The 20,762-nt window shown below is 52.3% G+C and carries 17 protein-coding genes and 1 other annotated feature; of the genes, 10 read left to right on the top strand and 7 right to left on the bottom strand.

Features of this window, described 5'->3' with window-relative positions:
• Positions 1-79: 79 nt before the first annotated feature.
• Positions 80-1,081 (bottom strand): zinc-binding alcohol dehydrogenase family protein, encoded by a 1,002-nt coding sequence (locus RAHAQ2_RS18825; protein WP_015698744.1) that lies wholly within the window; start codon positions 1,079-1,081, stop codon positions 80-82.
• 99 nt (positions 1,082-1,180) lie between these two features.
• Between RAHAQ2_RS18825 and RAHAQ2_RS18820 the strand changes: the two genes are divergently transcribed.
• The gene (locus tag RAHAQ2_RS18820; protein ID WP_015698743.1) at positions 1,181-2,089 is read left to right on the top strand and encodes a LysR family transcriptional regulator; all 909 of its coding nucleotides are present in this window, start codon (positions 1,181-1,183) and stop codon (positions 2,087-2,089) included.
• Between the two features lie 64 nt (positions 2,090-2,153).
• Here RAHAQ2_RS18820 and ettA read toward each other — a convergent pair whose 3' ends face one another.
• From ettA to RAHAQ2_RS18805, 3 genes are all read right to left on the bottom strand, one after another.
• The gene (gene ettA, locus RAHAQ2_RS18815; protein ID WP_072010228.1) at positions 2,154-3,821 is read right to left on the bottom strand and encodes an energy-dependent translational throttle protein EttA; all 1,668 of its coding nucleotides are present in this window, start codon (positions 3,819-3,821) and stop codon (positions 2,154-2,156) included.
• A 203-nt stretch (positions 3,822-4,024) separates the two neighbouring features.
• The gene (gene rcsA / locus RAHAQ2_RS18810) at positions 4,025-4,705 is read right to left on the bottom strand and encodes a transcriptional regulator RcsA (protein WP_015698741.1); all 681 of its coding nucleotides are present in this window, start codon (positions 4,703-4,705) and stop codon (positions 4,025-4,027) included.
• A 321-nt stretch (positions 4,706-5,026) separates the two neighbouring features.
• A complete protein-coding gene (locus tag RAHAQ2_RS18805) occupies positions 5,027-7,765 on the bottom strand; it encodes a cation-transporting P-type ATPase (protein ID WP_015698740.1) in 2,739 nt (912 codons plus the stop codon).
• Between the two features lie 594 nt (positions 7,766-8,359).
• On the opposite strand from RAHAQ2_RS18805, the gene sltY reads away from it, so the two are divergent.
• Together sltY and trpR are read left to right on the top strand one after the other, a co-directional pair.
• Positions 8,360-10,279, top strand: coding sequence for a murein transglycosylase (gene sltY / locus RAHAQ2_RS18800; protein ID WP_193785530.1), 1,920 nt, complete (start codon positions 8,360-8,362; stop codon positions 10,277-10,279).
• Positions 10,280-10,335: 56 nt separating this feature from the next.
• Positions 10,336-10,671: a trp operon repressor gene (gene trpR, locus RAHAQ2_RS18795; protein ID WP_015698738.1), complete on the top strand. Its 336-nt coding sequence runs from the start codon at positions 10,336-10,338 to the stop codon at positions 10,669-10,671.
• Positions 10,672-10,694: 23 nt separating this feature from the next.
• Here the strand turns inward: trpR and yjjX are convergent, their stop codons facing one another.
• Positions 10,695-11,228 (bottom strand): inosine/xanthosine triphosphatase, encoded by a 534-nt coding sequence (gene yjjX, locus RAHAQ2_RS18790; RefSeq protein WP_015698737.1) that lies wholly within the window; start codon positions 11,226-11,228, stop codon positions 10,695-10,697.
• A 51-nt stretch (positions 11,229-11,279) separates the two neighbouring features.
• Between yjjX and gpmB the strand changes: the two genes are divergently transcribed.
• Positions 11,280-11,927 (top strand): 2,3-diphosphoglycerate-dependent phosphoglycerate mutase GpmB, encoded by a 648-nt coding sequence (gene gpmB, locus RAHAQ2_RS18785; RefSeq protein WP_015698736.1) that lies wholly within the window; start codon positions 11,280-11,282, stop codon positions 11,925-11,927.
• A 12-nt stretch (positions 11,928-11,939) separates the two neighbouring features.
• Here the strand turns inward: gpmB and robA are convergent, their stop codons facing one another.
• Entirely contained in the window at positions 11,940-12,803 is an 864-nt protein-coding gene (gene robA / locus RAHAQ2_RS18780; protein ID WP_015698735.1) for an MDR efflux pump AcrAB transcriptional activator RobA, read from the bottom strand.
• Between the two features lie 208 nt (positions 12,804-13,011).
• On the opposite strand from robA, the gene creA reads away from it, so the two are divergent.
• A complete protein-coding gene (gene creA / locus RAHAQ2_RS18775; RefSeq protein WP_015698734.1) occupies positions 13,012-13,494 on the top strand; it encodes a protein CreA in 483 nt (160 codons plus the stop codon).
• 97 nt (positions 13,495-13,591) lie between these two features.
• Here creA and arcA read toward each other — a convergent pair whose 3' ends face one another.
• On the bottom strand, positions 13,592-14,308 hold the full coding sequence (gene arcA, locus RAHAQ2_RS18770; protein WP_013577079.1) for a two-component system response regulator ArcA: 717 nt from the start codon (positions 14,306-14,308) through the stop codon (positions 13,592-13,594).
• A gap of 666 nt (positions 14,309-14,974) precedes the next feature.
• Here arcA and RAHAQ2_RS18765 point away from each other — a divergent pair.
• The 5 genes from RAHAQ2_RS18765 to thrC all read left to right on the top strand — a co-directional run bounded on the left by RAHAQ2_RS18765 (position 14,975) and on the right by thrC (position 20,740).
• Entirely contained in the window at positions 14,975-15,661 is a 687-nt protein-coding gene (locus RAHAQ2_RS18765; protein WP_015698733.1) for a tRNA/rRNA methyltransferase, read from the top strand.
• Between the two features lie 216 nt (positions 15,662-15,877).
• Positions 15,878-15,946 (top strand): thr operon leader peptide, encoded by a 69-nt coding sequence (gene thrL, locus RAHAQ2_RS25165; protein WP_071823645.1) that lies wholly within the window; start codon positions 15,878-15,880, stop codon positions 15,944-15,946.
• Positions 15,885-16,001, top strand: a sequence feature (Thr leader region). It overlaps the preceding gene by 62 nt.
• A 34-nt stretch (positions 16,002-16,035) precedes the next feature.
• Positions 16,036-18,495, top strand: a complete 2,460-nt coding sequence (gene thrA / locus RAHAQ2_RS18760; protein ID WP_015698732.1) for a bifunctional aspartate kinase/homoserine dehydrogenase I — start codon at positions 16,036-16,038, stop codon at positions 18,493-18,495.
• A 1-nt stretch (position 18,496) separates the two neighbouring features.
• Positions 18,497-19,426 carry a homoserine kinase gene (gene thrB, locus RAHAQ2_RS18755; protein ID WP_015698731.1) on the top strand — a complete coding sequence of 310 codons (930 nt, stop codon included), beginning with the start codon at positions 18,497-18,499 and terminating at the stop codon, positions 19,424-19,426.
• Positions 19,427-19,450: 24 nt separating this feature from the next.
• The gene (gene thrC / locus RAHAQ2_RS18750) at positions 19,451-20,740 is read left to right on the top strand and encodes a threonine synthase (RefSeq protein WP_015698730.1); all 1,290 of its coding nucleotides are present in this window, start codon (positions 19,451-19,453) and stop codon (positions 20,738-20,740) included.
• Positions 20,741-20,762 lie beyond the last annotated feature (22 nt).

The following is a 20,762-nucleotide window of genomic DNA, read 5'->3' as shown; positions in this document are numbered from 1 at the left end:
TAATAGGTGAATGAGATACGTGAATGTAAAAGCCCCGCCATGAAAATGACGGGGCTTTTGTTTTTAAGCGGCAGCGTATTTAGAAGGCGACGACGACTTTGCCCTGCATATGCCCGTCGAGCACCCTGGCGTGAGCGGCTTCGATGCTTTCCACGGTCAGACCATGCAGGGTTTCGCTGAGCGTGGTCTGCACTTTGCCTTCATCGACCAGCGCGGCGACCTGCTTAAGAATTTTGCCCTGTTCGGCAATATCCGGCGTGGTAAACATGCTGCGGGTGTACATCAGTTCCCAGTGCAGCGCGGCACTTTTCAGCTTCAGTTTATTCATATCCAGCGGATGTTCGTTTTCAACGATGGTACAGATATGACCCATTGGCGCGATCAGATCAGCGATTGCCTCCCAGTGCCCGTCGGTATCGTTCAGGCACAGAATGAAATCTACCTGTCTGATATCGTGTTTCGCCAGTTCACCTTTCAGATCTTTGTAATTCACGGTCAGATCCGCACCGCGATCCAGACACCATTGCGCTGATTCAGGACGCGAAGCGGTGGCGATAACTTTCACCTTGCTGCGCAATGACGCGAACGGGATGGCAAGTGAACCCACACCACCGGCACCGCCGATGATCAGCAGGGTTTTGTCCGCTGCGGCATCCTGAATGTTGAGATGCTCGAACAGGGCTTCCCAGGCGGTCAGCGTGGTCAGCGGCATGGCGGCGGCTTGCGCCCAGTTCAGGCTTTGCGGTTTAACGGACACAATGCGTGAGTCGATCAGTTGTTCAGTCGCGTTGCTGCCGGAACGGGTGATATCTCCGGCATACCAGACTTCATCACCGGCTTTGAAATTTTTCACCGCGCTGCCCACGGATTTAACGATGCCGCTGGCATCCCAGCCCAGCACTTTTGGCGCGTCCAGACCGCTTTTCTGCACGCCTTTGTGCACTTTGGTATCGACCGGATTGACCGACACGGCTTTCACTTCCACCAGCAGGTCGTAATCCTGGGCAACGGGTTGTGGCAATTCAACAGCAATAAAACGGGCCGGATTTTTCGGGTTTACTGCAATAGCGTTAACGGACATATCGATTTCTCCATGAAGTTTACAGACAGTCTAGTCCTCATGACAGAAGCTGATAAGATGGACAATAACTAACAAAGTGTTCGGCTGAGGTGAACAATCATGTTTAAGCAGTTGCAGGATATGGCGCTGTTTGCGCTGGTCGCAGAATGCGGCAGTTTTACTCAGGCCGCCAGCCGCGCCGGTTTGCCAAAATCCAGCGTCAGTCATCGCATCAGCCAGCTGGAGAAATCCGTCGGTCTGCGCCTGCTTAACCGCACGACGCGGCAACTGAATCTGACGTTCGCCGGTGAACGTTACCTGATCCACTGTCAGGAAATGCTGCAGGCCAGCGAACGGGCAGAACTGGCGATCCGCCGTTTACGCGATAATCCGAGCGGTCGGCTGCGGATCACCAGTCCGGCGGGGCTGGGCGCGACGTTGCTGGCGCGTATGAACGTCGAGTTTCAGAAGCGTTATCCCGATGTGTCGCTGGAAGTGTCAGTTTCCGATGCGCTGGTGGATCTGGTGCAGGAAGGGTTTGATATCGCACTGCGTACCGGTAAGCCGCAGGATTCCTCGCTGATTGGCCGCGAGCTGGGGCACAGCCCGCGCTATCTGCTGGCGTCACCGGACTATCTGGCGCAGCATCCGGCTCTTGAGTCGCCGCAGCAACTGGCGTCGCATCACTGCATTGCGCACCGGGCGTGGTCGGAATGGGTACTGCATCGCGGCGAGACCTGGCATCGCTGGCTGCTGCCTTCGGCGCATACCACCGACAACCTGCTGTATGCACGGGAGTGCGCGCTGGCAGGGGCAGGCATCACGCTGCTACCGGCATTTTTATGCCATGACGAAGTGGCGAAAGGCACGCTGGTGCGGGTGTTACCGGAATGGGAAGCGGAAGGGAATGATTTGTACCTGGTCTATCCGGGACGAAAACTGAATTCTCCGGCACTGGCCTGTTTTATTGAGTTTATGCTGGAAGAATATGGCTTTGCGAAGAGCTACAGCGAGGCGCTGGCAGGTTAGATTTCCGTGAATTGAAGGCATAAAAAAGGCCCGTTTCCGGGCCTTATATTCAGGTAAAAGACGATTATTTGATCATCTTTTTGTACTTGATGCGCTTCGGCTCTAACGCTTCGGCACCTAAAGTCCGTTTTTTGTATTCTTCGTACTCGGTGAAGTTACCTTCGAAGAATTCAACTTTACCTTCATCCTGATAATCGAGGATGTGGGTCGCGATACGGTCGAGGAACCAGCGGTCATGGGAAATGACCATCGCGCAGCCCGGGAACTCCAGCAAGGCGTTTTCCAGTGCGCGCAGGGTTTCGATGTCGAGGTCATTGGTTGGTTCATCGAGCAGCAACATGTTACCGCCAACCTGCAACAGTTTTGCCAGATGCAGACGGCCACGTTCACCACCGGACAGTTCGCCAACGCGTTTGCCCTGATCAACACCTTTGAAGTTGAAGCGGCCCACATAGGCGCGGCTTGGCATTTCGGTGGTGCCGATGCGCATGATGTCCTGACCACCGGACACTTCTTCCCATACGGTTTTGCTGTTATCCATGGAATCACGGAACTGATCCACAGACGCCAGTTTCACGGTATCGCCCAGCTCGATGGTGCCGCTGTTGGCTTCTTCCTGACCTGACATCATACGAAACAGCGTGGATTTACCGGCGCCGTTCGGGCCGATAATCCCGACGATCGCGCCTTTCGGTACGGAGAAGGACAGGTCGTCGATCAGGACGCGATCGCCGTAAGACTTGCTCAGGTTTTTCACCTCGACAACTTTGTCACCCAGGCGCGGACCCGGTGGAATGAACAGTTCGTTGGTTTCGTTACGTTTCTGGTATTCGGTGTTGTTCAGCTCTTCAAAGCGTGCCAGACGGGCCTTGCCTTTAGACTGGCGGCCTTTCGCACCCTGACGAACCCACTCCAGCTCCTTCTCGATAGACTTACGGCGTGCGGCTTCGGAAGAGGCTTCCTGCGCCAGACGTGCGTCTTTCTGTTCCAGCCAGGTGGAATAGTTGCCTTCCCACGGAATACCTTCACCGCGGTCAAGTTCGAGGATCCAGCCCGCCACGTTATCGAGGAAGTAACGGTCATGGGTGATCGCCACAACGGTGCCTTCGAAGTCGTGCAGGAAACGTTCCAGCCAGGCCACGGATTCGGCATCCAGGTGGTTGGTCGGTTCGTCGAGCAGCAGCATGTCGGGCTTTTCGAGCAGCAGGCGGCACAGTGCCACACGGCGGCGTTCACCACCGGACAGGTTTGCGACTTTCGCATCCCAGTCTGGCAGACGCAGCGCATCGGCGGCACGTTCGAGCTGACTGTTAAGGTTGTGGCCATCGTGTGCCTGAATGATCTCTTCCAGCTTGCCCTGTTCGGCCGCCAGTTTATCGAAATCAGCTTCCGGCTCTGCGTACAGTGCATAGACTTCATCGAGACGTTTTAACGCGCCAACGACTTCAGAAACGGCTTCTTCCACGGACTCACGCACGGTGTGTTCCATGTTCAGCTGCGGTTCCTGCGGCAGGTAACCGATTTTCAGATCAGGCTGCGGACGTGCTTCACCTTCGATGTCGGTATCGATACCGGCCATGATGCGCAGCAGGGTGGATTTACCTGAACCGTTCAGACCCAGAACACCGATTTTGGCGCCAGGGAAGAAACTCAGGGAGATGTTCTTAAGAATATGACGCTTCGGCGGAACGATTTTGCCGAGGCGATGCATGGAATATACGTATTGAGCCACGTTGTTTTGAGCCTCTTTCTCTGCGGGCCGCGCGCTGTCTGCGAAGGGCAGGCGCTGCGACAAATTAAAGCCAGCCCCGCCTGACTGCGGCATGACTGATAAGGGTTCCGACTGCGAAGTTTAGCGTGTTTCAGTCGGGTTCCCAACCATCAGGTTCACAGTAAGGCAAGAATGTTGCTGGCGGGCAGCCGGGGGCGGAGAGATCAGCCGAACGGAACGCTGAATTCATCCGGTTCGCTGGTCGGGCGCAGTGGCTGAGTGCGGCCGACAAACATTCCGGACGTCAGAATATCGGTGAGTTTAACAACATGATAAATAGCCTGTTTATTTTGAGTTTTCACTTTACGCTTGATATTTCCTTTGTGTGACGCCACCGTTTTTTGCTTGATATTCAGGTGCTGGGAAATGTTTTGCGTGTTCAGCCCCGACATCCACATTTTCAGGATACTGGATTCAGTCCGGCTCAGGCTGACCGGTGTGAGATCCAGCAATTGTTCCACTTCTGCCGAGCGCGACAGCAACAGGTTATGGGCGATCAGCTGATAAATCGTGGTTGTCCTGATGGATTTGGACAAAATAATGATGTTTTTACGGATCGGCACATAGTTCTGATAATTCAGATTTTCTTTGGAAATAAAAATAAAGAAAAGCGTGCCGGGATGCGCGTCGATCACTTTCCGCAGGGCGTGACCTGATTGTGCATCAGACGTAAAGCAATCTTCATTCACGAAGATGATTTCAGGCGTCAGGGAATTGCATGTCGCTTGCAGTTCGTTGATGTCCTTGAGCGAAAGAATGTCTTTCTGGTTTTGTCCGTTTAATTGCAATAGCGAATGCAATGCCAGCTGTGTGTAATAGCATTTATCTACAATGAGCGATGACATTGTGTTTACCTGTCTGTTGGCCTCTGTTTGGCTGCAAACAGCCAGAGAGCTCGTTTTTATGAAACTGATCGTGTAGCGATAGGGCATTCCCGTAAAAATTGCCGGTCACTGGCAAAACGGGCATTGCTGTGAAAAGGGATACCCCTGGAGAGAGTAATAAGGGGGTAAGGAATTGATGTAAATCAGCAAAATGGGCTTTGGGACGTTTTGTGAGATCTTTGAGACGAATTGAGTGCGGGAAAGACTAAAGTTTCAGAATTGTGACGTTTTTTATCGTAAAACGCCGGGCTACAGAAGGTAACCCGGCATCAGATTAAATCGTCAAACTTTCTTACGGATGAAGCGGTTAACCAGCCATTTCTCGATTTCGACAATCACGAAGATCATCGCGCCGACTAACAGCGTGATACCCCAGAATTTCAGCGGCATCGGCACGGTACCGAACAGCTGGTTCATGACTGGCAGATAAATCAGCGCCAGCTGCAGGAGCAGTAAGACACCGGATACAATCCATAAACCTTTATTGACGAACACTTCGCGCGTCAGCGGGAAACGGTCCATTACGCGGCAGTTAAACATATATACCCACTGCGCGGTGACCAGCGTCTGTAACAGCACGGTGCGGATCAAATCGCTGCTGTAGCCACGGGGTTGCATCCAGGCTTCCAGCACAAAGGCACTGCAGGCAATCAGAATACCCACGAAGGCGATACGCCAGACAGCATGCAGGTCGAGAACGTGCTGACCCGGTGCGCGCGGACGGCGGCTCATCATACCTTTCTCACCCGGCTCAAAGGCCAGACCGAAGGACAGCGTGGTTGACGTCGCCATGTTCATCCATAAGATCTGAACCGGCGTCAGCGGGATAACCGCACCGGCCAGAATCGCCAGGATAATCAGCAGCCCCTGCGCAAGGTTGGTCGGCAGAATAAACAGAATGGTTTTCTTGAGATTGTCGTAAACGCGACGACCTTCCCTGACCGCGCTGGCGATGGTCGCGAAGTTATCATCGGTCAGCACCATGTCAGCGGCTTCTTTGGTCACTTCGGTGCCTTTAATGCCCATGGCGATACCGACATCAGCCTGTTTCAGCGCGGGCGCATCGTTGACTCCGTCGCCGGTCATCCCGACCACTTCGCCGGTATCCTGTAATGCTTTCACCAGACGTAATTTATGCTCAGGGCTGGTACGGGCGAAAATATCATACTGGCTGGCGGCAGCGGCCAGTTCGGCATCATCCATATGCTCGAGCTGGTAACCGGTGATGGAATCACTGCTGTTGCCAATCCCTAACATTTTGCCGATGGCCATCGCGGTTTCCTGATGGTCGCCGGTGATCATCTTCACGCGGATCCCGGCCTGCTGGCACTGGGCAATGGCGTCAATCGCTTCCGGGCGCGGCGGATCCATCATGCCGGCGATACCGGCAAAAATCAGACCTTCTTGCAAATGATTGTGGTTCAGGTCGCCGTCGATTTCAGGCTCATCTTTCAGTGCCGCAGCCACCATGCGCAGACCCTGACGGGCATAGCGCGCCATCTCTTCTTCCCAGTATTCACGGCGGAAAGGCTGTACGCCGTTTTCGGTCAGTTCAAACGAGGCTAAAGAGAACAGTACGTCCGGTGCGCCGGTCACGAACAACCGGGTTTTGCCGTTGATGCGTTGCAACGTGGACATGTATTTATGTTTGGAATCGAACGGAATTTTATCCAGCGGTTCGACTTTACCGGTATTCAGGTTTGACTTTGCTGCCAGCACTTTCAGCGCGCCGGAAGTCGGGCCGCCGGTTATGCCCCAGTGGCCTTTATCGTCCTGCATCAGCTGGCTGTCGTTACATAAATCCACGGCGGTGATGAAGGTGTTGAGTACAGGGGTATTGATGACATCAATCTGTTTCTGTGTTTGTGCATCAACGATCCGGCCTTTTGGCTGATAGCTTTCGCCTTCGACCTGATAAGCACGGTCTGCCAGAATGACGGCTTTCACGGTCATTTCATTCATGGTCAGCGTGCCGGTTTTATCCGAGCAGATAACTGTCATTGAGCCGAGTGTTTCGACCGTCGGCAGCTTACGGATAATGGCGTGATTACGCGCCATCGACTGCACGCCGAGAGAAAGGATAATGGAAATAATTGCCGGCAAACCTTCCGGCACGGAGGCCACGGCCAGGCTAATCAGCGACAGCAGCAGTTCTCCCAGCGGCATGTCGCGCAAGATGAAGGCGAAAACAAACAGGAACGCCATCATCAGGAGAATCAGGGCAAAAATGCCTTTGCCCAGTTTGTCGATTTGCTGCAACAGCGGTGTGCGCTGTGGCGTAATCGACGACATCATCTGATTGATGTGGCCCAGCTCCGTGTCTTTACCGGTGGCATAAACCACACCTGTCGCGGTACCGCCGCTGATCATGGTGCCGGAGAACAACAGGTTATGGCGGTCGCCGATCATGACTTCACCGTTAATGATCTGGGCGTTTTTGACCACCACGGTAGATTCGCCGGTCAGAATGGCTTCTTCGACCTGTAGGTTATGCGCGCTGATGATACGCAAGTCCGCCGGGATTTTGTCACCCGGGCGCAACTGCACGATATCGCCGGGCACCAGCTGATCAGCATTGATGGTTTGTACCTGTCCGTCACGCATGACAACGGCCTGACTTGACAGCATATTCTGAATGCTTTTCAGCGATTTCTCGGCGCTGTTTTCCTGCAAAAAACCAATCAGCGCATTGATGACGGCCACGCCCAGAATCACCAGCGTATCGACCCAGTGTCCCATGGCACCGGTCACGATGGCAGCCGCGAGCAGGATATAAATCAGGACATCATTGAAGTGTGCCAGAAAACGCATCAGTGCGCTTTTGGCGGCTTTTTCCGGTAAGGCGTTCGGGCCATATTTCTTCAGACGCTCGCTGGCATCGTGCCGGGTCAGGCCATTTTCGCCGGTTCCCAGACGCTGCAGGGCGTCGTTACCACTAATCTGATACCAGTTTTTGTTTTCTGGCGCGGCAGAAGAAGAAGGGCTGGCATTGGTTTTTACAGATGAAGTTGAGTGAGTCATATACTTTTCCATAAGCGATGAACTGAACTGCTATTAATATTTCAATCCTGACGGCGAAATAGCGAATATCAAAAAACAATTTTACGATAGGGTGTGATCATAATTATTTATCCGGAAATAAGTTTGATCTGAGCTAATAAATACTTTTTTGTATCCATGATAATAATTTTTATGTATATAAAACAAGGAAATGCATGATTTAGGAATTTCGGTATTAATTACGTTTCATTTAGGTTTTGTTTAGGAATTAAATATCTCCGTAAATTGAGGTAAATAAGCTTTAGTTTTGTCAGTGTGGTTATTTAGATTGAAATTGTAAGGGTGCTATCTATTGGCATCTTACACCATAATACCCGCTACTTAATTGCGGATATTAAACCCTGAGAAATTATTCCCGCCGCTACGTTCTGTGACAGAAAATAGATCTGCCGCTGTCTGGTAACTGTCCGCCGCTTGCACCACACTGTGTAAAGTTTGTGATGCTGTCCCCGCATCGCTTCAATTTTAAAAATGAATCGATTAGCGTAGTGGCTGTCTACAGAATGCAAAACAGTTTCGGCACAACCCGTGAGGATAAAGGTAAGTATGGTCAAGGTGGACAAATGGCACTCTCTGGCAATGAGCGTGTTGCTGGTAACAGTATCGGGCGTGGCGAAAGCTGACTCGCTGGACGCGCAACGCCAGCACTATATGCAGATTAAACAGGCGTGGGATAATAATCAGATGGATGTTGTCAGCGAGTTGATGCCCACGCTGGAAGATTATCCGCTTTATCCTTATCTGGAATACCGGCAACTGACGCAGGAACTGGGCGACGCGACGCCGGCGCAGGTTAATGCGTTTGTAAAAGCGAACCCGACATTGCCGCCGGCGCGCTCCCTGCCGGCCCGCTTTGTCAATGAACTGGCGCGTCGACAGGACTGGAACAGTTTGCTGTCTTTCAGCCCGCAGCCGCCGAAACCGGTCGCTGCACGTTGCAACTACTATTATGCCAAATGGGCCACCGGCGATCAGAAAGCAGCCTTTGATGGCGCGAAAGATATCTGGTTGACCGGCACCTCGTTGCCGAATACCTGCGACAAACTGTTCTCCGTCTGGCAGGGCGCAGGTAATCAGACCGCATTGACCACGCTGCAACGCATCGGTCTGGCGATGAAAACCGGCAATACGAATCTGGTGAACTTCCTGGCGAAGCAGTTACCGCCGGATTACCAGACTATGCGCGATGCGCTGCTGGATTTACAAAATAACCCGAATACCATCGAAAGCTTTGCGCGCAGCGTCGGGCCGACTGATTTTACCCGCAATGCCACCAGTATTACCTTTGCGCGTATCGCCCGTGATGATGCTGAAAATGCCCGTTCGATGATCCCGGTTCTTGTGCGTCTGCAAAAGATGAGTGACAGCGAACGTCTGGATCTGGAAGAAGCCGTCGCCTGGCGCTATATGGGCAGCGACGCCACACCGGAACAGGCGGCATGGCGCGATAACGTCATTCTGCGCAGCCATTCCACCACGCTGGTGGAACGTCGCATCCGTATGGCACTGGCCGCTGGTGATCGTCAGGGCCTGAGACAGTGGCTGGATCGTTTGCCGCCGGATGCCCTGCAGGAAGATGAATGGCAGTACTGGCGTGCGTCAGTCATGATCGACAACGGTCAGCGCTCACAGGGTGAAGCGATGCTGCGCACATTAATGAAGGGGCGCGGATTCTATCCGATGGCTGCGGCACAAAAGCTGAATGTTGCTTATCCGATGCAAATTTCTGTGGCTGCGAAGCCTGATGCCAGCATGGCGAAATTGCCGGAAGTCGCCCGCGTTCGTGAACTGATGTACTGGCAGATGGACAATCTTGCACGCACTGAATGGAGCTATCTGGTCAGCAGTCGTTCTGAATCTCAGCAGTCGGCACTGGCGCGTTACGCTTTTGAGCAGAAATGGCCCGATCTCAGCGTGCAGGCGACCATTACCGGCAAGCTTTGGGATTATCTCGAAGAACGTTTCCCGCTGGCCTGGCCCGATGAATTCCGCCGTGCCACTAATGACAAGGGCATCACGCAAAGCTACGCAATGGCGATTGCCCGTCAGGAAAGCGCATGGAACCCGAAAGCCCGTTCGCCGGTAGGGGCGTCAGGTCTGATGCAGGTAATGCCTGCGACAGCGCAGCATACTGTGGACATGTTTGGTTTGCAGGGCTACAGCAATCCGGCTCAGTTGCTGGATCCGCAAATGAACATCACGATCGGCACCAGCTATCTGGAATACGTCTATCAGATGTTTGGCCGCAACCGTATTTTATCCAGCGCCGCCTACAACGCCGGACCTTCCCGTGTGAATACCTGGCTGGGTAACAGTGCGGGCAGGGTGGATTCGGTCGCGTTCATTGAGAGTATCCCTTTCTCCGAAACTCGCCGATATGTTAAAAATGTGTTGGCATATGATGCGTTTTATCGCTATTTTTTACATCAACCGGCCAAAATTTTGACGGATGCCGAATGGCAGAGGCGTTACTGATCCTGGAACGTTTATGATAAGCTGCTGTACTAGTTTAATAGTATGGCAGCCCACTCATGACTCAACGACCCATCACTGACCCTGCTCTTTCCCAACAAGGCAATGAGGACTGGCAGTGCTTTCTGGCACTGCTACAGCAATCTTTTGCTGAAAATTTGCATCAGGATCTGCTGCAACTGCTTCTGACACCCGACGAGCGCGCGGCGCTGGGAACGCGGGTACGTATTATTCAGGAACTGATGCGGGGAGAGATGAGTCAGCGTGAGCTGAAGAGCCAGCTGGGTGCCGGTATCGCCACGATAACCCGGGGATCGAATGGCCTGAAAACAGCACCGGCAGCGCTAAAGGATTGGTTGAACGGGCAACTGCTGACAGACAAAACGGGCGACTGATGCACCCGTCTCAGTCTGAAATTTCAATGGGTCTGGGTGCGGGTTTGATAAACCGGATTATGGAAAGGTGCTAAAGCCAGTACCAGTGCCTGATGATAGACGCTGGTGCGGGTCAGTTTCCCGGCGGTAAAAATGCCGATGGCGCCGCCTTTACGCTTCACCTCTGCGATACCCGTCAGTTTTTCCATCTCATCCCCCAATTCACTGCCCTGGTTGATCCCCTGTAAAATAATTTCAGGTAACATTAAACTGGCTGAACGTGATTCGCCGCGCTGGTGCATATTCTCAATCACCATCCAGGCGAATGTCATATTGTCTTCGATACCCGCTTCCACGCCGACCCAGAAGTCTGCTTCGGGACGAACCTGACGTGCGCCGATAACACGATGGCGTGCACCGGTCCGGGTTTCATTACTGCCGATAGGTTGATTGGGAACGCCACTGTCGACGTCAACGCCTTCAATGCGAAATGCCTCAGCGCCGAAAATGTCTTCAAAAGCCATGGCGATAGCTTTGATTTTTGCCGGGTTAGTGGTTGCAGCGACAACATGATACATAGAGTTTTAGCATCCTTTAGCAAATTTCACGCAGTATAACGGAAAACACTCATGTTACAGGTATATCTCGTCCGTCATGGCGAAACAGAATGGAACGCCGCCCGCCGTATTCAGGGGCAGTCAGACAGCCCGCTGACGGCCAAAGGTCTTTACCAGGCCCGTCAGGTTGCTGAGCGCGTGCGTAATGAAGGGATCACTCACGTTATCACCAGTGATTTAGGGCGGACCCGCCACACGGCGCAGATTATTGCGGATGCCTGTGGGTGTGAAGTGATCGACGAGCCCCGTTTGCGCGAACTGCACATGGGCGTGCTGGAAGAACGTATTCTGGATGGTCTGACGGAGCAGGAAGAAATATGGCGTAAACAGATGGTCGATGGTTCACCAAAAGGACGTATTCCCGAAGGTGAAACGATGACTGAACTGGCTGTGCGTATGCGTGCCGCGCTCGACAGTTGTCTGGATTTACCGGCGGGAAGCAAACCGTTGCTGGTCAGCCACGGCATTGCGCTGGGTTGTCTGATCAGTACGATCCTCGGATTGCCTGCGTATGCGGAACGCCGTCTGCGCCTGCGTAACTGTTCATTGTCGCGAGTCGATCACCAGCAAAGCGCCTGGCTGGCAAATGGTTGGATTGTGGAAACGGCGGGCGATGTATCACATCTTGATCTGCCCGCGTTAGACGAGTTGCAACGCTAACGCCAGAAGGCGTTAGCGGCGGATTGGGATCAGGTAATCACACTGTATTTCGGTTGGCGCGGTGCCGGGAGCACGGCCATTCGTGTAAAAGCGTTCGATATCCTGTCCCTTTCTGCGGGTCAGTTTCAATGTCGGCAGACAGGTGCTGTACAACGTCAGAATAAATTCCTGTAAGTGCTCCGGCGTGCCATTGTAGTGGAACATGGCATATTCACCTTGCTGCAACACAATAGGCTGACCTTCAACGTTTTCCGGCAGATGCTGAGCTTCCAGCGCTGTCGTGTACAAGACTTCCTGCTCGTCATCTTTCTCCTGGCTTGGACGCGAATGGTGCAGGCCATAAAGAATAGGTGGCAGCGTTTTCACCTCGCCAATATATTGGCGCCAGAAATGACGACGCATCTCGTTGCGGTACGTGGTGATTTGCTCAAGCGTACATGAATAGCTTTGCGTTATACCGAGCAGATGCTGTTCCGGCAGCGAGATATACTCGGGTTGCGGCAGAATGAATGCACCCAACCGGATAGGCGGGCAAATACCAAACGAATGCCAGTCTTCAGCACGGCGATACAGTGCTGGCGTCTGGGCAAACTGTTTTTTGAAAGCCCGGGTAAACGTTTGTTGAGAGTCAAAACGGTACTGAAGGGCGATATCTAAAATCGGGCGACTGGTGAGGCGTAAAGCGACAGCCGCTTTCGACAGACGACGGGCACGAATATAAGCGCCAATGGCATTATTCGTGACGTCTTTAAACATGCGCTGCAGGTGCCACTTGGAATAGCCGGCCTTGGCTGCGACATTGTCGAGTGACAAGGGCTGGTCTAAATGGGTTTCTAACCAGCTAAGAAGGTCACGAATGATTCCTGCTTGATCCATAGATCGTCCTCGTTGAACTAAGATAAATGCACAGAATGATGGGCGGCATAATAGCAACTTTTTCCCGATAAGACTTCTTAAGAATTTTTTGGCTATCTGTGCTATTTACAGGTGTTACAGAGTATTTCATTTCGAAAGTGTGAATGCACACGTTCTGAGTGGGGTTTCTTTAGAAAACAACGTCATGCTGATGACGTGGAGTAACTTAATGAATAAGTGTTGGATTTTTGTTTTTGGGATGTTTGTTTTTTGTTCCGCTGTTGCCCATGCAGAGCAAGTAGGATCGGTAGATACTGTCTTCAAATTATTCGGTCCGGACCATAAAATTGTGGTCGAGGCCTTTGATGATCCTGACATTAAAAATGTAACTTGTTATATCAGTCGTGCCAAAACCGGCGGAATCAAGGGCGGATTAGGTCTGGCCGAAGATACGTCGGATGCGGCGATTTCCTGTCAGCAGGTAGGGCCTATCGATCTGAGCGATAAGATTAAGCAGGGGAAAGACAAAGGCACAGTGGTTTTCCAGAAACGTACCTCTCTGGTATTCAAAAAGCTTCAGGTCGTGCGTTTTTATGATGAGAAACGCAATGCGCTTATCTACCTGAGCTATTCCGATAAAGTCGTGGACGGTTCACCGAAAAACGCACTCAGTGCGGTGCCGATCATTCCGTGGGGACATGCTGAACCCTGAGTTTCAGTGAGGGATCCCAATCAAAAGAAAAGGCCAGCTTTCGCTGGCCTTTGACGTTTTATCACTTCGACGACAGAGCGGTTGGCAACCTTCTGTATCAGTCTTCCAGATCACCGCAGAAACGGTAGCCTTCGCCATGGATAGTGGCGATGATTTCCGGCGTATCCGGCGTCGCTTCGAAATGCTTACGGATGCGACGGATGGTCACGTCAACGGTGCGGTCATGAGGTTTCAGCTCACGGCCGGTCATTTTCTTCAGCAAGTCGCCACGGGTTTGGATTTTGCCCGGATTTTCACAGAAATGCAGCATGGCGCGGAATTCACTGCGCGGTAATTTGTATTGTTCGCCCTGCGGGCTTATCAGTGAACGGCTGTTGATATCGAGTTCCCAGCCATTGAATTTGTAGCTTTCAACCAGACGACGTTCTTCACCGGTAGTACCCAGGTTCATCGTGCGGGACAGCAGATTGCGTGCGCGGATGGTTAGTTCACGCGGGTTGAATGGCTTGGTGATATAGTCATCAGCGCCGATTTCAAGACCCAAAATTTTATCAACTTCGTTGTCGCGGCCGGTCAGGAACATCAAGGCAACGCTGGCTTGTTCACGCAGTTCGCGTGCCAGCAGCAGGCCATTTTTGCCTGGCAGGTTGATGTCCATGATCACCAGATTGATATCATTTTCGGACAGGATGTGGTGCATTTCAGCGCCGTCATTGGCTTCATGAACCATGTAGCCTTCTGCTTCAAAAATGCTCTTTAACGTATTACGTGTCACTAACTCGTCTTCGACGATCAGAATGTGAGGGGTCTGCATGATTGCTACCTAAGATTGCCAACAAATAGAAAATAGGAGTACAGAAGTCCTTGTTATCCCAATGAATTATGATGCCTTATTGGCCATCTCACTCGTTACATGACTAAAGTACGTAAACGCGTTCTCGATGCAATTTCCATCAACGGCAACAACATCGCAAGCTTGGTCAGGGATTCCACTTTCTGCAGTTCCACGGGGTCCTAAAGCGGCGCATATCCTAACCCTATTAACAGCAATATAACAGCGAGTGCCGAAATTACCACCCAACAAAATTACGCTTTGTTGACATATATCAAGTTCAATTGTAGCACGGTAACAGAACAGTGAAAAACACTTACAAGAATGCACGCTTGCGTCACATTTCGTCCTTTATTGTACACGATTCAGCAAATCCTCAGGAAACGAAAGATAAATGCAAAATTTGTATGTATCATTATTATATATCCATATGAAAAATAATGACTAATTTTTTAAGGTAATGTGCTTAACCGCACCAGCAGCTTTTTTCCCTGTCGGTTAAGCTTTTCCGATAAAATAAAGGAATACATCCGGTCAGCTGTTAAGTTCTTGTGAAGAATATAAGCGATGAATAGATCTGAAAAAGGATAAAATTTCATCGCTGAAATACAGGCGACAAATTCTTCCCCCTTCCTGCAAAGGCGTGATATGCAACTTCATATTATTTTAGTGTCACCGGCTCGCCCGGAAAATGTCGGTGCGGCGGCCCGTGCCATGAAAACCATGGGCTTTGCTTCCTTGCGTATTGTGGACAGCGAGGCGCATCTCAAGCCAGAAGCAGGCTGGGTAGCACATGGTTCGCAGGAAATCCTGCAAAATGCGCTGCATTTCAACACACTGGCGGAAGCCCTGGCTGACATTGATTTTACCGTCGCGACGACGGCCCGCAGCCGGGCTAAATTTCACTATTACTGCACGCCTCAGGAAGTGCAGGAGCAGCTCGAAGAGAAAAGCCAGTGGGTGAATCATGCCGCGCTGGTGTTTGGCCGTGAGGATTCCGGGCTGACCAATGAAGAGCTGGCACTGGCTGACGTGCTGACCGGTGTACCGATGGTGGCGGATTACCCTTCGCTGAATCTGGGGCAGGCCGTGATGGTGTTCTGTTATCAGTTATCGACGCTTAATCAGGTGACCGCAGTGAAACCTGAAAATGCCGAAGCAGGTCAGTTATTGGCATTGCGTGCGCGGGTCGGGCGATTACTGGAAAATATCGGGGCAGAAGATGATCAAAAATTGTCCGACTGGCTGCATCAGCGCCTCGGTCTTTTGCAGCAGCGCGACGCGGCAATGCTGCATACTTTGCTGCATGACATCGAAAAAAAGCTGACCCAATGATGTGAGGGGAATCCTGACCGCAACAGTTCGATATCCGGTGTGATGAGAACAGAGTTACCGATTGCACTGGAATTGGTTTTAAAGGCAGAGAATTATCCATTTCATTCTGTCCGTGATTAACCGGCTGAAAACAGAAAAAAATTGACTTATTGTGCCTTATGCTTTAGCTAATAGAGGCAGACAGAGTACAAACCTAAAGACAGACAGAAAATAAAAATGCGAATCATCAGCCTGAACACAACAATTATTACCACCACCGATACCACAGGTAACGGGGCGGGCTGACGCGTACAGGAAAAAGAAAAAAAGCCCGCACCTAACCAGTGCGGGCTTTTTTTTTACATTTAAACGAGAGCTTCAGGAGAGAACCAGAAATGCGAGTGTTGAAATTTGGCGGGACCTCGGTAGCAAACGCAGAACGCTTCTTGCGGGTTGCGGACATTATGGAAAGCAATGCACGTCAGGGACAGGTCGCGACGGTATTATCCGCACCTGCCAAAATCACCAACTATCTGGTCGCTATGATTGAACGGACGGTCGCAGGGCAGGATATCCAGACCATCATGAGTGATGCGGAAAACATTTTTGGTCAGCTAATCACCGGTCTGGCTGCCGCGCAGCCGGGCTTTGATTTGCCAAAAGTGAAAGCGTTTGTCGATCATGAATTCGCTCAGCTTAAACAGCTGATGCACGGTATTGCGCTGCTGGGACAATGCCCGGACAGCGTAAATGCCTCCATTATCTGTCGTGGCGAGAAGCTCTCTATCGCCATTATGGAAGCCGTGTTCCTTGCCAAAGGATTTGGCGTGACCGTCATTAACCCGGTCGAAAAACTGCTCGCTCAGGGGCATTACCTCGAATCGACCGTGGACATCAATGAATCCACCCGCCGTATCGCCGCCAGCGCTATTCCAGCCGATCACATCGTGCTGATGGCCGGTTTCACTGCCGGTAACGAACAGGGCGAACTGGTGGTGCTCGGACGTAACGGTTCCGATTATTCTGCCGCCGTGCTGGCTGCCTGTTTACGCGCCGACTGCTGTGAGATCTGGACGGATGTTGACGGCGTGTATACCTGTGATCCGCGCATTGTGCCGGACGCCCGCTTACTGAAATCCATGTCTTATCAGGAAGCGATGGAGCTGTCGTACTTTGGTGCGAAAGTGCTTCATCCGCGTACCATCCTGCCGATTGCCCAGTTCCAGATCCCTTGCCTGATTAAAAATACCACCAACCCGCAGGCACCCGGTACCCTGATTGGCAGCGAAAGTCTCGGCGATAACACACCGGTGAAAGGCATCACCAATCTGAATAACATGGCGATGATCAACGTTTCCGGTCCGGGAATGAAAGGGATGATCGGCATGGCGGCACGCGTGTTTGCGGTGATGTCCCGTTCGGGTATTTCCGTGGTGCTGATCACCCAGTCATCTTCTGAATACAGCATCAGTTTCTGCGTGCCGCAGAGCGAGCTGGAGCGCGCCCGTAAGGCGCTGGAGGATGAGTTCTACCTCGAGCTGAAAGACGGTCTGCTTGAGCCGCTGGATGTGATGGAGAAGCTGGCGGTTATTTCTGTGGTCGGTGACGGTATGCGTACCCTGCGCGGTATCTCGGCGAAATTCTTCTCGGCACTGGCGCGCGCCAATATCAATATCGTGGCGATTGCCCAGGGCTCTTCCGAGCGATCCATCTCCGTTGTGGTCAATAACGACGATGCGACCACCGGCGTACGGGTCAGTCACCAGATGCTGTTTAACACGGATCAGGTTATCGAGGTCTTCCTGATCGGCGTCGGCGGTGTGGGCGGGGCGTTGATCGAACAGATCCGCCGTCAGCAGGCGTGGCTGAAAACCAAACATATTGATCTGCGCGTGTGCGGTATCGCCAACTCCCGCGCATTGCTGACCAATGTTCACGGCATTGCGCTGGAAACCTGGCGTGATGAACTGGGTGCGGCGAAAGAGCCGCTGAATCTGGGTCGTCTGATCCGTCTGGTGAAAGAATATCATCTGCTGAATCCGGTGATTGTTGACTGTACTTCCAGTCAGGAAGTCGCTGATCAGTACGCTGATTTCCTGGCCGACGGTTTCCACGTTGTGACGCCAAATAAAAAAGCCAATACTTCGTCGATGAATTATTACTATCAACTGCGTAAAGCAGCGGATGGCTCCCGGCGTAAATTCCTCTACGACACCAACGTCGGCGCGGGTTTACCGGTCATCGAGAACCTGCAAAACCTGCTGAATGCAGGGGATGAGTTGTTGCGTTTCTCCGGTATTTTGTCCGGCTCGCTGTCCTTCATCTTCGGGAAACTGGATGAAGGGATGTCGTTATCTGCTGCAACATTGCAGGCGAAAGAGATGGGCTATACCGAACCTGATCCGCGTGATGACCTTTCCGGTATGGACGTCGCCCGTAAGTTGCTGATTCTGGCGCGCGAAGCCGGTTACAAACTTGAACTGACGGATATCAATGTGGAATCCGTTTTGCCGCCGTCCTTCAATTCAGAGGGCAGTGTGAATGAATTTGTGGCGCGTCTGCCGGAACTGGATGCCGAATTTGCCCGGCGTGTTGCCGATGCCACCGCAGCAGGTAAAGTTTTACGTTACGTCGGTGCTATCGAAGACGGTCAGTGCAAGGTAAAAATCGATGCCGTCGATGGTAATGACCCGCTTTATAAAGTAAAAAATGGGGAGAATGCGCTGGCGTTTTACAGCCGCTATTATCAGCCGTTGCCGTTGGTTCTGCGTGGCTACGGTGCCGGTAATGATGTGACGGCGGCAGGTGTGTTTGCCGATCTTTTGAGAACGCTGTCATGGAAGTTAGGAGTTTAATATGGTTAAGGTGTATGCCCCGGCTTCAATCGGGAATGTCAGCGTAGGCTTCGATGTTCTGGGCGCGGCTGTGTCTCCGCTAGATGGTTCGTTGCTGGGCGACTGTGTTTCCGTTGAGGCGGCCACAGCGTTCAGCCTGAAAAACGAAGGCAAGTTTGTGTCTAAACTGCCGGATCGCATGGAAGACAACATTGTTTATCAGTGCTGGCAGCGTTTCTGTCAGGAAATCGGCAGGGAAGTGCCAGTGGCGATGACGCTGGAAAAAAACATGCCGATCGGATCAGGTCTGGGTTCCAGCGCCTGTTCGGTGGTCGCCGGTCTGATGGCAATGAATGAATTTTGCGGTAAGCCGCTGAATGAAAACCAGATGCTGCTGCTGATGGGCGAGCTGGAAGGGCGCATTTCCGGTAGTGTGCATTTCGATAATGTGGCGCCATGCTATTTAGGTGGCATTCAGCTGATGCTGGAAGAGCTCGATATCATCAGCCAGAACGTGCCAGGTTTTGACGACTGGCTGTGGGTAATGGCGTATCCGGGGATCAAAGTGTCGACGGCCGAGGCGCGTGCCATTTTACCCGCGCAGTATCGCCGTCAGGATTGCATCAGCCACGGACGTTATCTGGCGGGCTTTATTCATGCCTGCCACACTCAGCAACCTGCGCTGGCTGCAAAACTGATGAAAGATGTGATTGCTGAACCTTACCGCACCCGTCTGCTGCCGGGCTTTGCCGAAGCGCGCAGTGCCGCAGATGAAATTGGCGCACTGGCTTGCGGGATTTCCGGTTCCGGCCCGACGCTGTTTGCGGTGTGCAATGACAGCGCGACAGCGAAACGTATGGCTGACTGGTTGCAGACGCACTATCTGCAAAATGACGAAGGCTTTGTTCATATTTGCCGTCTTGATACCGCAGGCGCGCGGGTATTGGCATAACTCGATAATTTATTGGGATAACTAATGAAACTGTACAACCTGAAGGATCACAACGAGCAGGTCAGCTTTGCTCAGGCCGTCAAACAAGGTCTTGGAAAACAGCAGGGATTGTTCTTCCCGCTGGAATTGCCTGAGTTTGAACTGACTGAAATCGACCGCTTGCTGGAACTGGATTTCGTCACCCGCAGCAGCCGTATTCTTTCTGCTTTCATCGGCGATGAAATTCCGGAAGAAGCGTTATATCAGCGCGTGAAAAATGCCTTTGCCTTCCCGGCACCGGTTGCCAAAGTGGAAGAAGACATTGCCTGCCTGGAGCTGTTCCACGGTCCGACTCTGGCCTTTAAAGATTTTGGTGGCCGCTTCATGGCGCAGATCCTGACTCAGGTATCGGGCGACCAGCCGGTGACCATTCTGACCGCGACGTCCGGTGATACCGGCGCGGCAGTAGCGCATGCCTTCCACGGCCTGAAAAATGTTCGTGTGGTGATTCTGTACCCGCGCGGCAAAATCAGTCCGTTACAGGAAAAACTGTTCTGCACCCTGGGTGGCAACATTCATACTGTCGCCATCGACGGTGACTTTGATGCCTGTCAGGCGCTGGTGAAACAGGCGTTCGATGATGAAGAACTGAAACACGCGCTGAAACTGAACTCGGCGAACTCCATCAATATCAGCCGCCTGCTGGCGCAGATTTGTTACTACTTTGAAGCGGTTGCCCAGCTTCCACAGGAAGCGCGCAATCAGCTGGTGGTTTCCGTGCCAAGCGGTAACTTTGGTGATTTAACGGCAGGTCTGCTGGCGAAATCTCTCGGCCTGCCGGTGAAACGCTTTATTGCTGCGACCAACGCCAATGACACCGTGCCGCGTTTTCTCACTGACGGCGAGTGGCAACCGAAGAAAACCGTTGCGACCCTGTCGAACGCCATGGATGTCAGCCAGCCCAACAACTGGCCGCGCGTGGAAGAACTGTATCGTCGTAAAACCTGGCAACTGAAAGATCTGGGCTTTGGCGCAGTCAGCGATGACACCACCGAAGATGCGATGCGTGAGCTGGCAAATATCGGTTATATCTCTGAACCTCACGCGGCGATTGCTTACCGTGTGCTGCGCGATCAGTTGCAACCGGGTGAATTCGGCCTGTTCATCGGGACGGCGCATCCGGCGAAATTCAAGGAAAGCGTGGAAGCGATTCTGGATCAGGATATCGGTTTGCCGAAAGAACTGGCTGATCGCGCTGATCTGCCATTGTTGTCGCATAACCTTCCGGCTGATTTCAGCGAAATCCGCGCATTCCTGATGGCGCTGCCTGAATAAAGCGTGTGTTTCAGACAGGCAA

It is taken from the genome of Rahnella aquatilis CIP 78.65 = ATCC 33071 (genome assembly GCF_000241955.1).
Classification (GTDB): Bacteria; Pseudomonadota; Gammaproteobacteria; order Enterobacterales; family Enterobacteriaceae; genus Rahnella; species Rahnella aquatilis.
This window is presented reverse-complemented; position numbering and strand designations above follow the sequence as displayed.

What these genes read in the sequence shown, in the direction of transcription:
- yjjX (WP_015698737.1), bottom strand. Translation starts at nt 11,228, where the DNA reads ATGTATCATGTTGTCGCTGCAACCACTAACCCGGCAAAAATCAAAGCT.
- arcA (WP_013577079.1), bottom strand. Translation starts at nt 14,308, where the DNA reads ATGCAGACCCCTCACATTCTGATCGTCGAAGACGAGTTAGTGACACGT.
- rcsA (WP_015698741.1), bottom strand. Translation starts at nt 4,705, where the DNA reads ATGTCATCGCTCATTGTAGATAAATGCTATTACACACAGCTGGCATTG.
- RAHAQ2_RS18765 (WP_015698733.1), top strand. Translation starts at nt 14,975, where the DNA reads ATGCAACTTCATATTATTTTAGTGTCACCGGCTCGCCCGGAAAATGTC.
- trpR (WP_015698738.1), top strand. Translation starts at nt 10,336, where the DNA reads ATGACTCAACGACCCATCACTGACCCTGCTCTTTCCCAACAAGGCAAT.
- RAHAQ2_RS18805 (WP_015698740.1), bottom strand. Translation starts at nt 7,765, where the DNA reads ATGACTCACTCAACTTCATCTGTAAAAACCAATGCCAGCCCTTCTTCT.
- RAHAQ2_RS18825 (WP_015698744.1), bottom strand. Translation starts at nt 1,081, where the DNA reads ATGTCCGTTAACGCTATTGCAGTAAACCCGAAAAATCCGGCCCGTTTT.
- creA (WP_015698734.1), top strand. Translation starts at nt 13,012, where the DNA reads ATGAATAAGTGTTGGATTTTTGTTTTTGGGATGTTTGTTTTTTGTTCC.
- thrB (WP_015698731.1), top strand. Translation starts at nt 18,497, where the DNA reads ATGGTTAAGGTGTATGCCCCGGCTTCAATCGGGAATGTCAGCGTAGGC.
- gpmB (WP_015698736.1), top strand. Translation starts at nt 11,280, where the DNA reads ATGTTACAGGTATATCTCGTCCGTCATGGCGAAACAGAATGGAACGCC.
- robA (WP_015698735.1), bottom strand. Translation starts at nt 12,803, where the DNA reads ATGGATCAAGCAGGAATCATTCGTGACCTTCTTAGCTGGTTAGAAACC.
- thrC (WP_015698730.1), top strand. Translation starts at nt 19,451, where the DNA reads ATGAAACTGTACAACCTGAAGGATCACAACGAGCAGGTCAGCTTTGCT.
- thrA (WP_015698732.1), top strand. Translation starts at nt 16,036, where the DNA reads ATGCGAGTGTTGAAATTTGGCGGGACCTCGGTAGCAAACGCAGAACGC.
- RAHAQ2_RS18820 (WP_015698743.1), top strand. Translation starts at nt 1,181, where the DNA reads ATGTTTAAGCAGTTGCAGGATATGGCGCTGTTTGCGCTGGTCGCAGAA.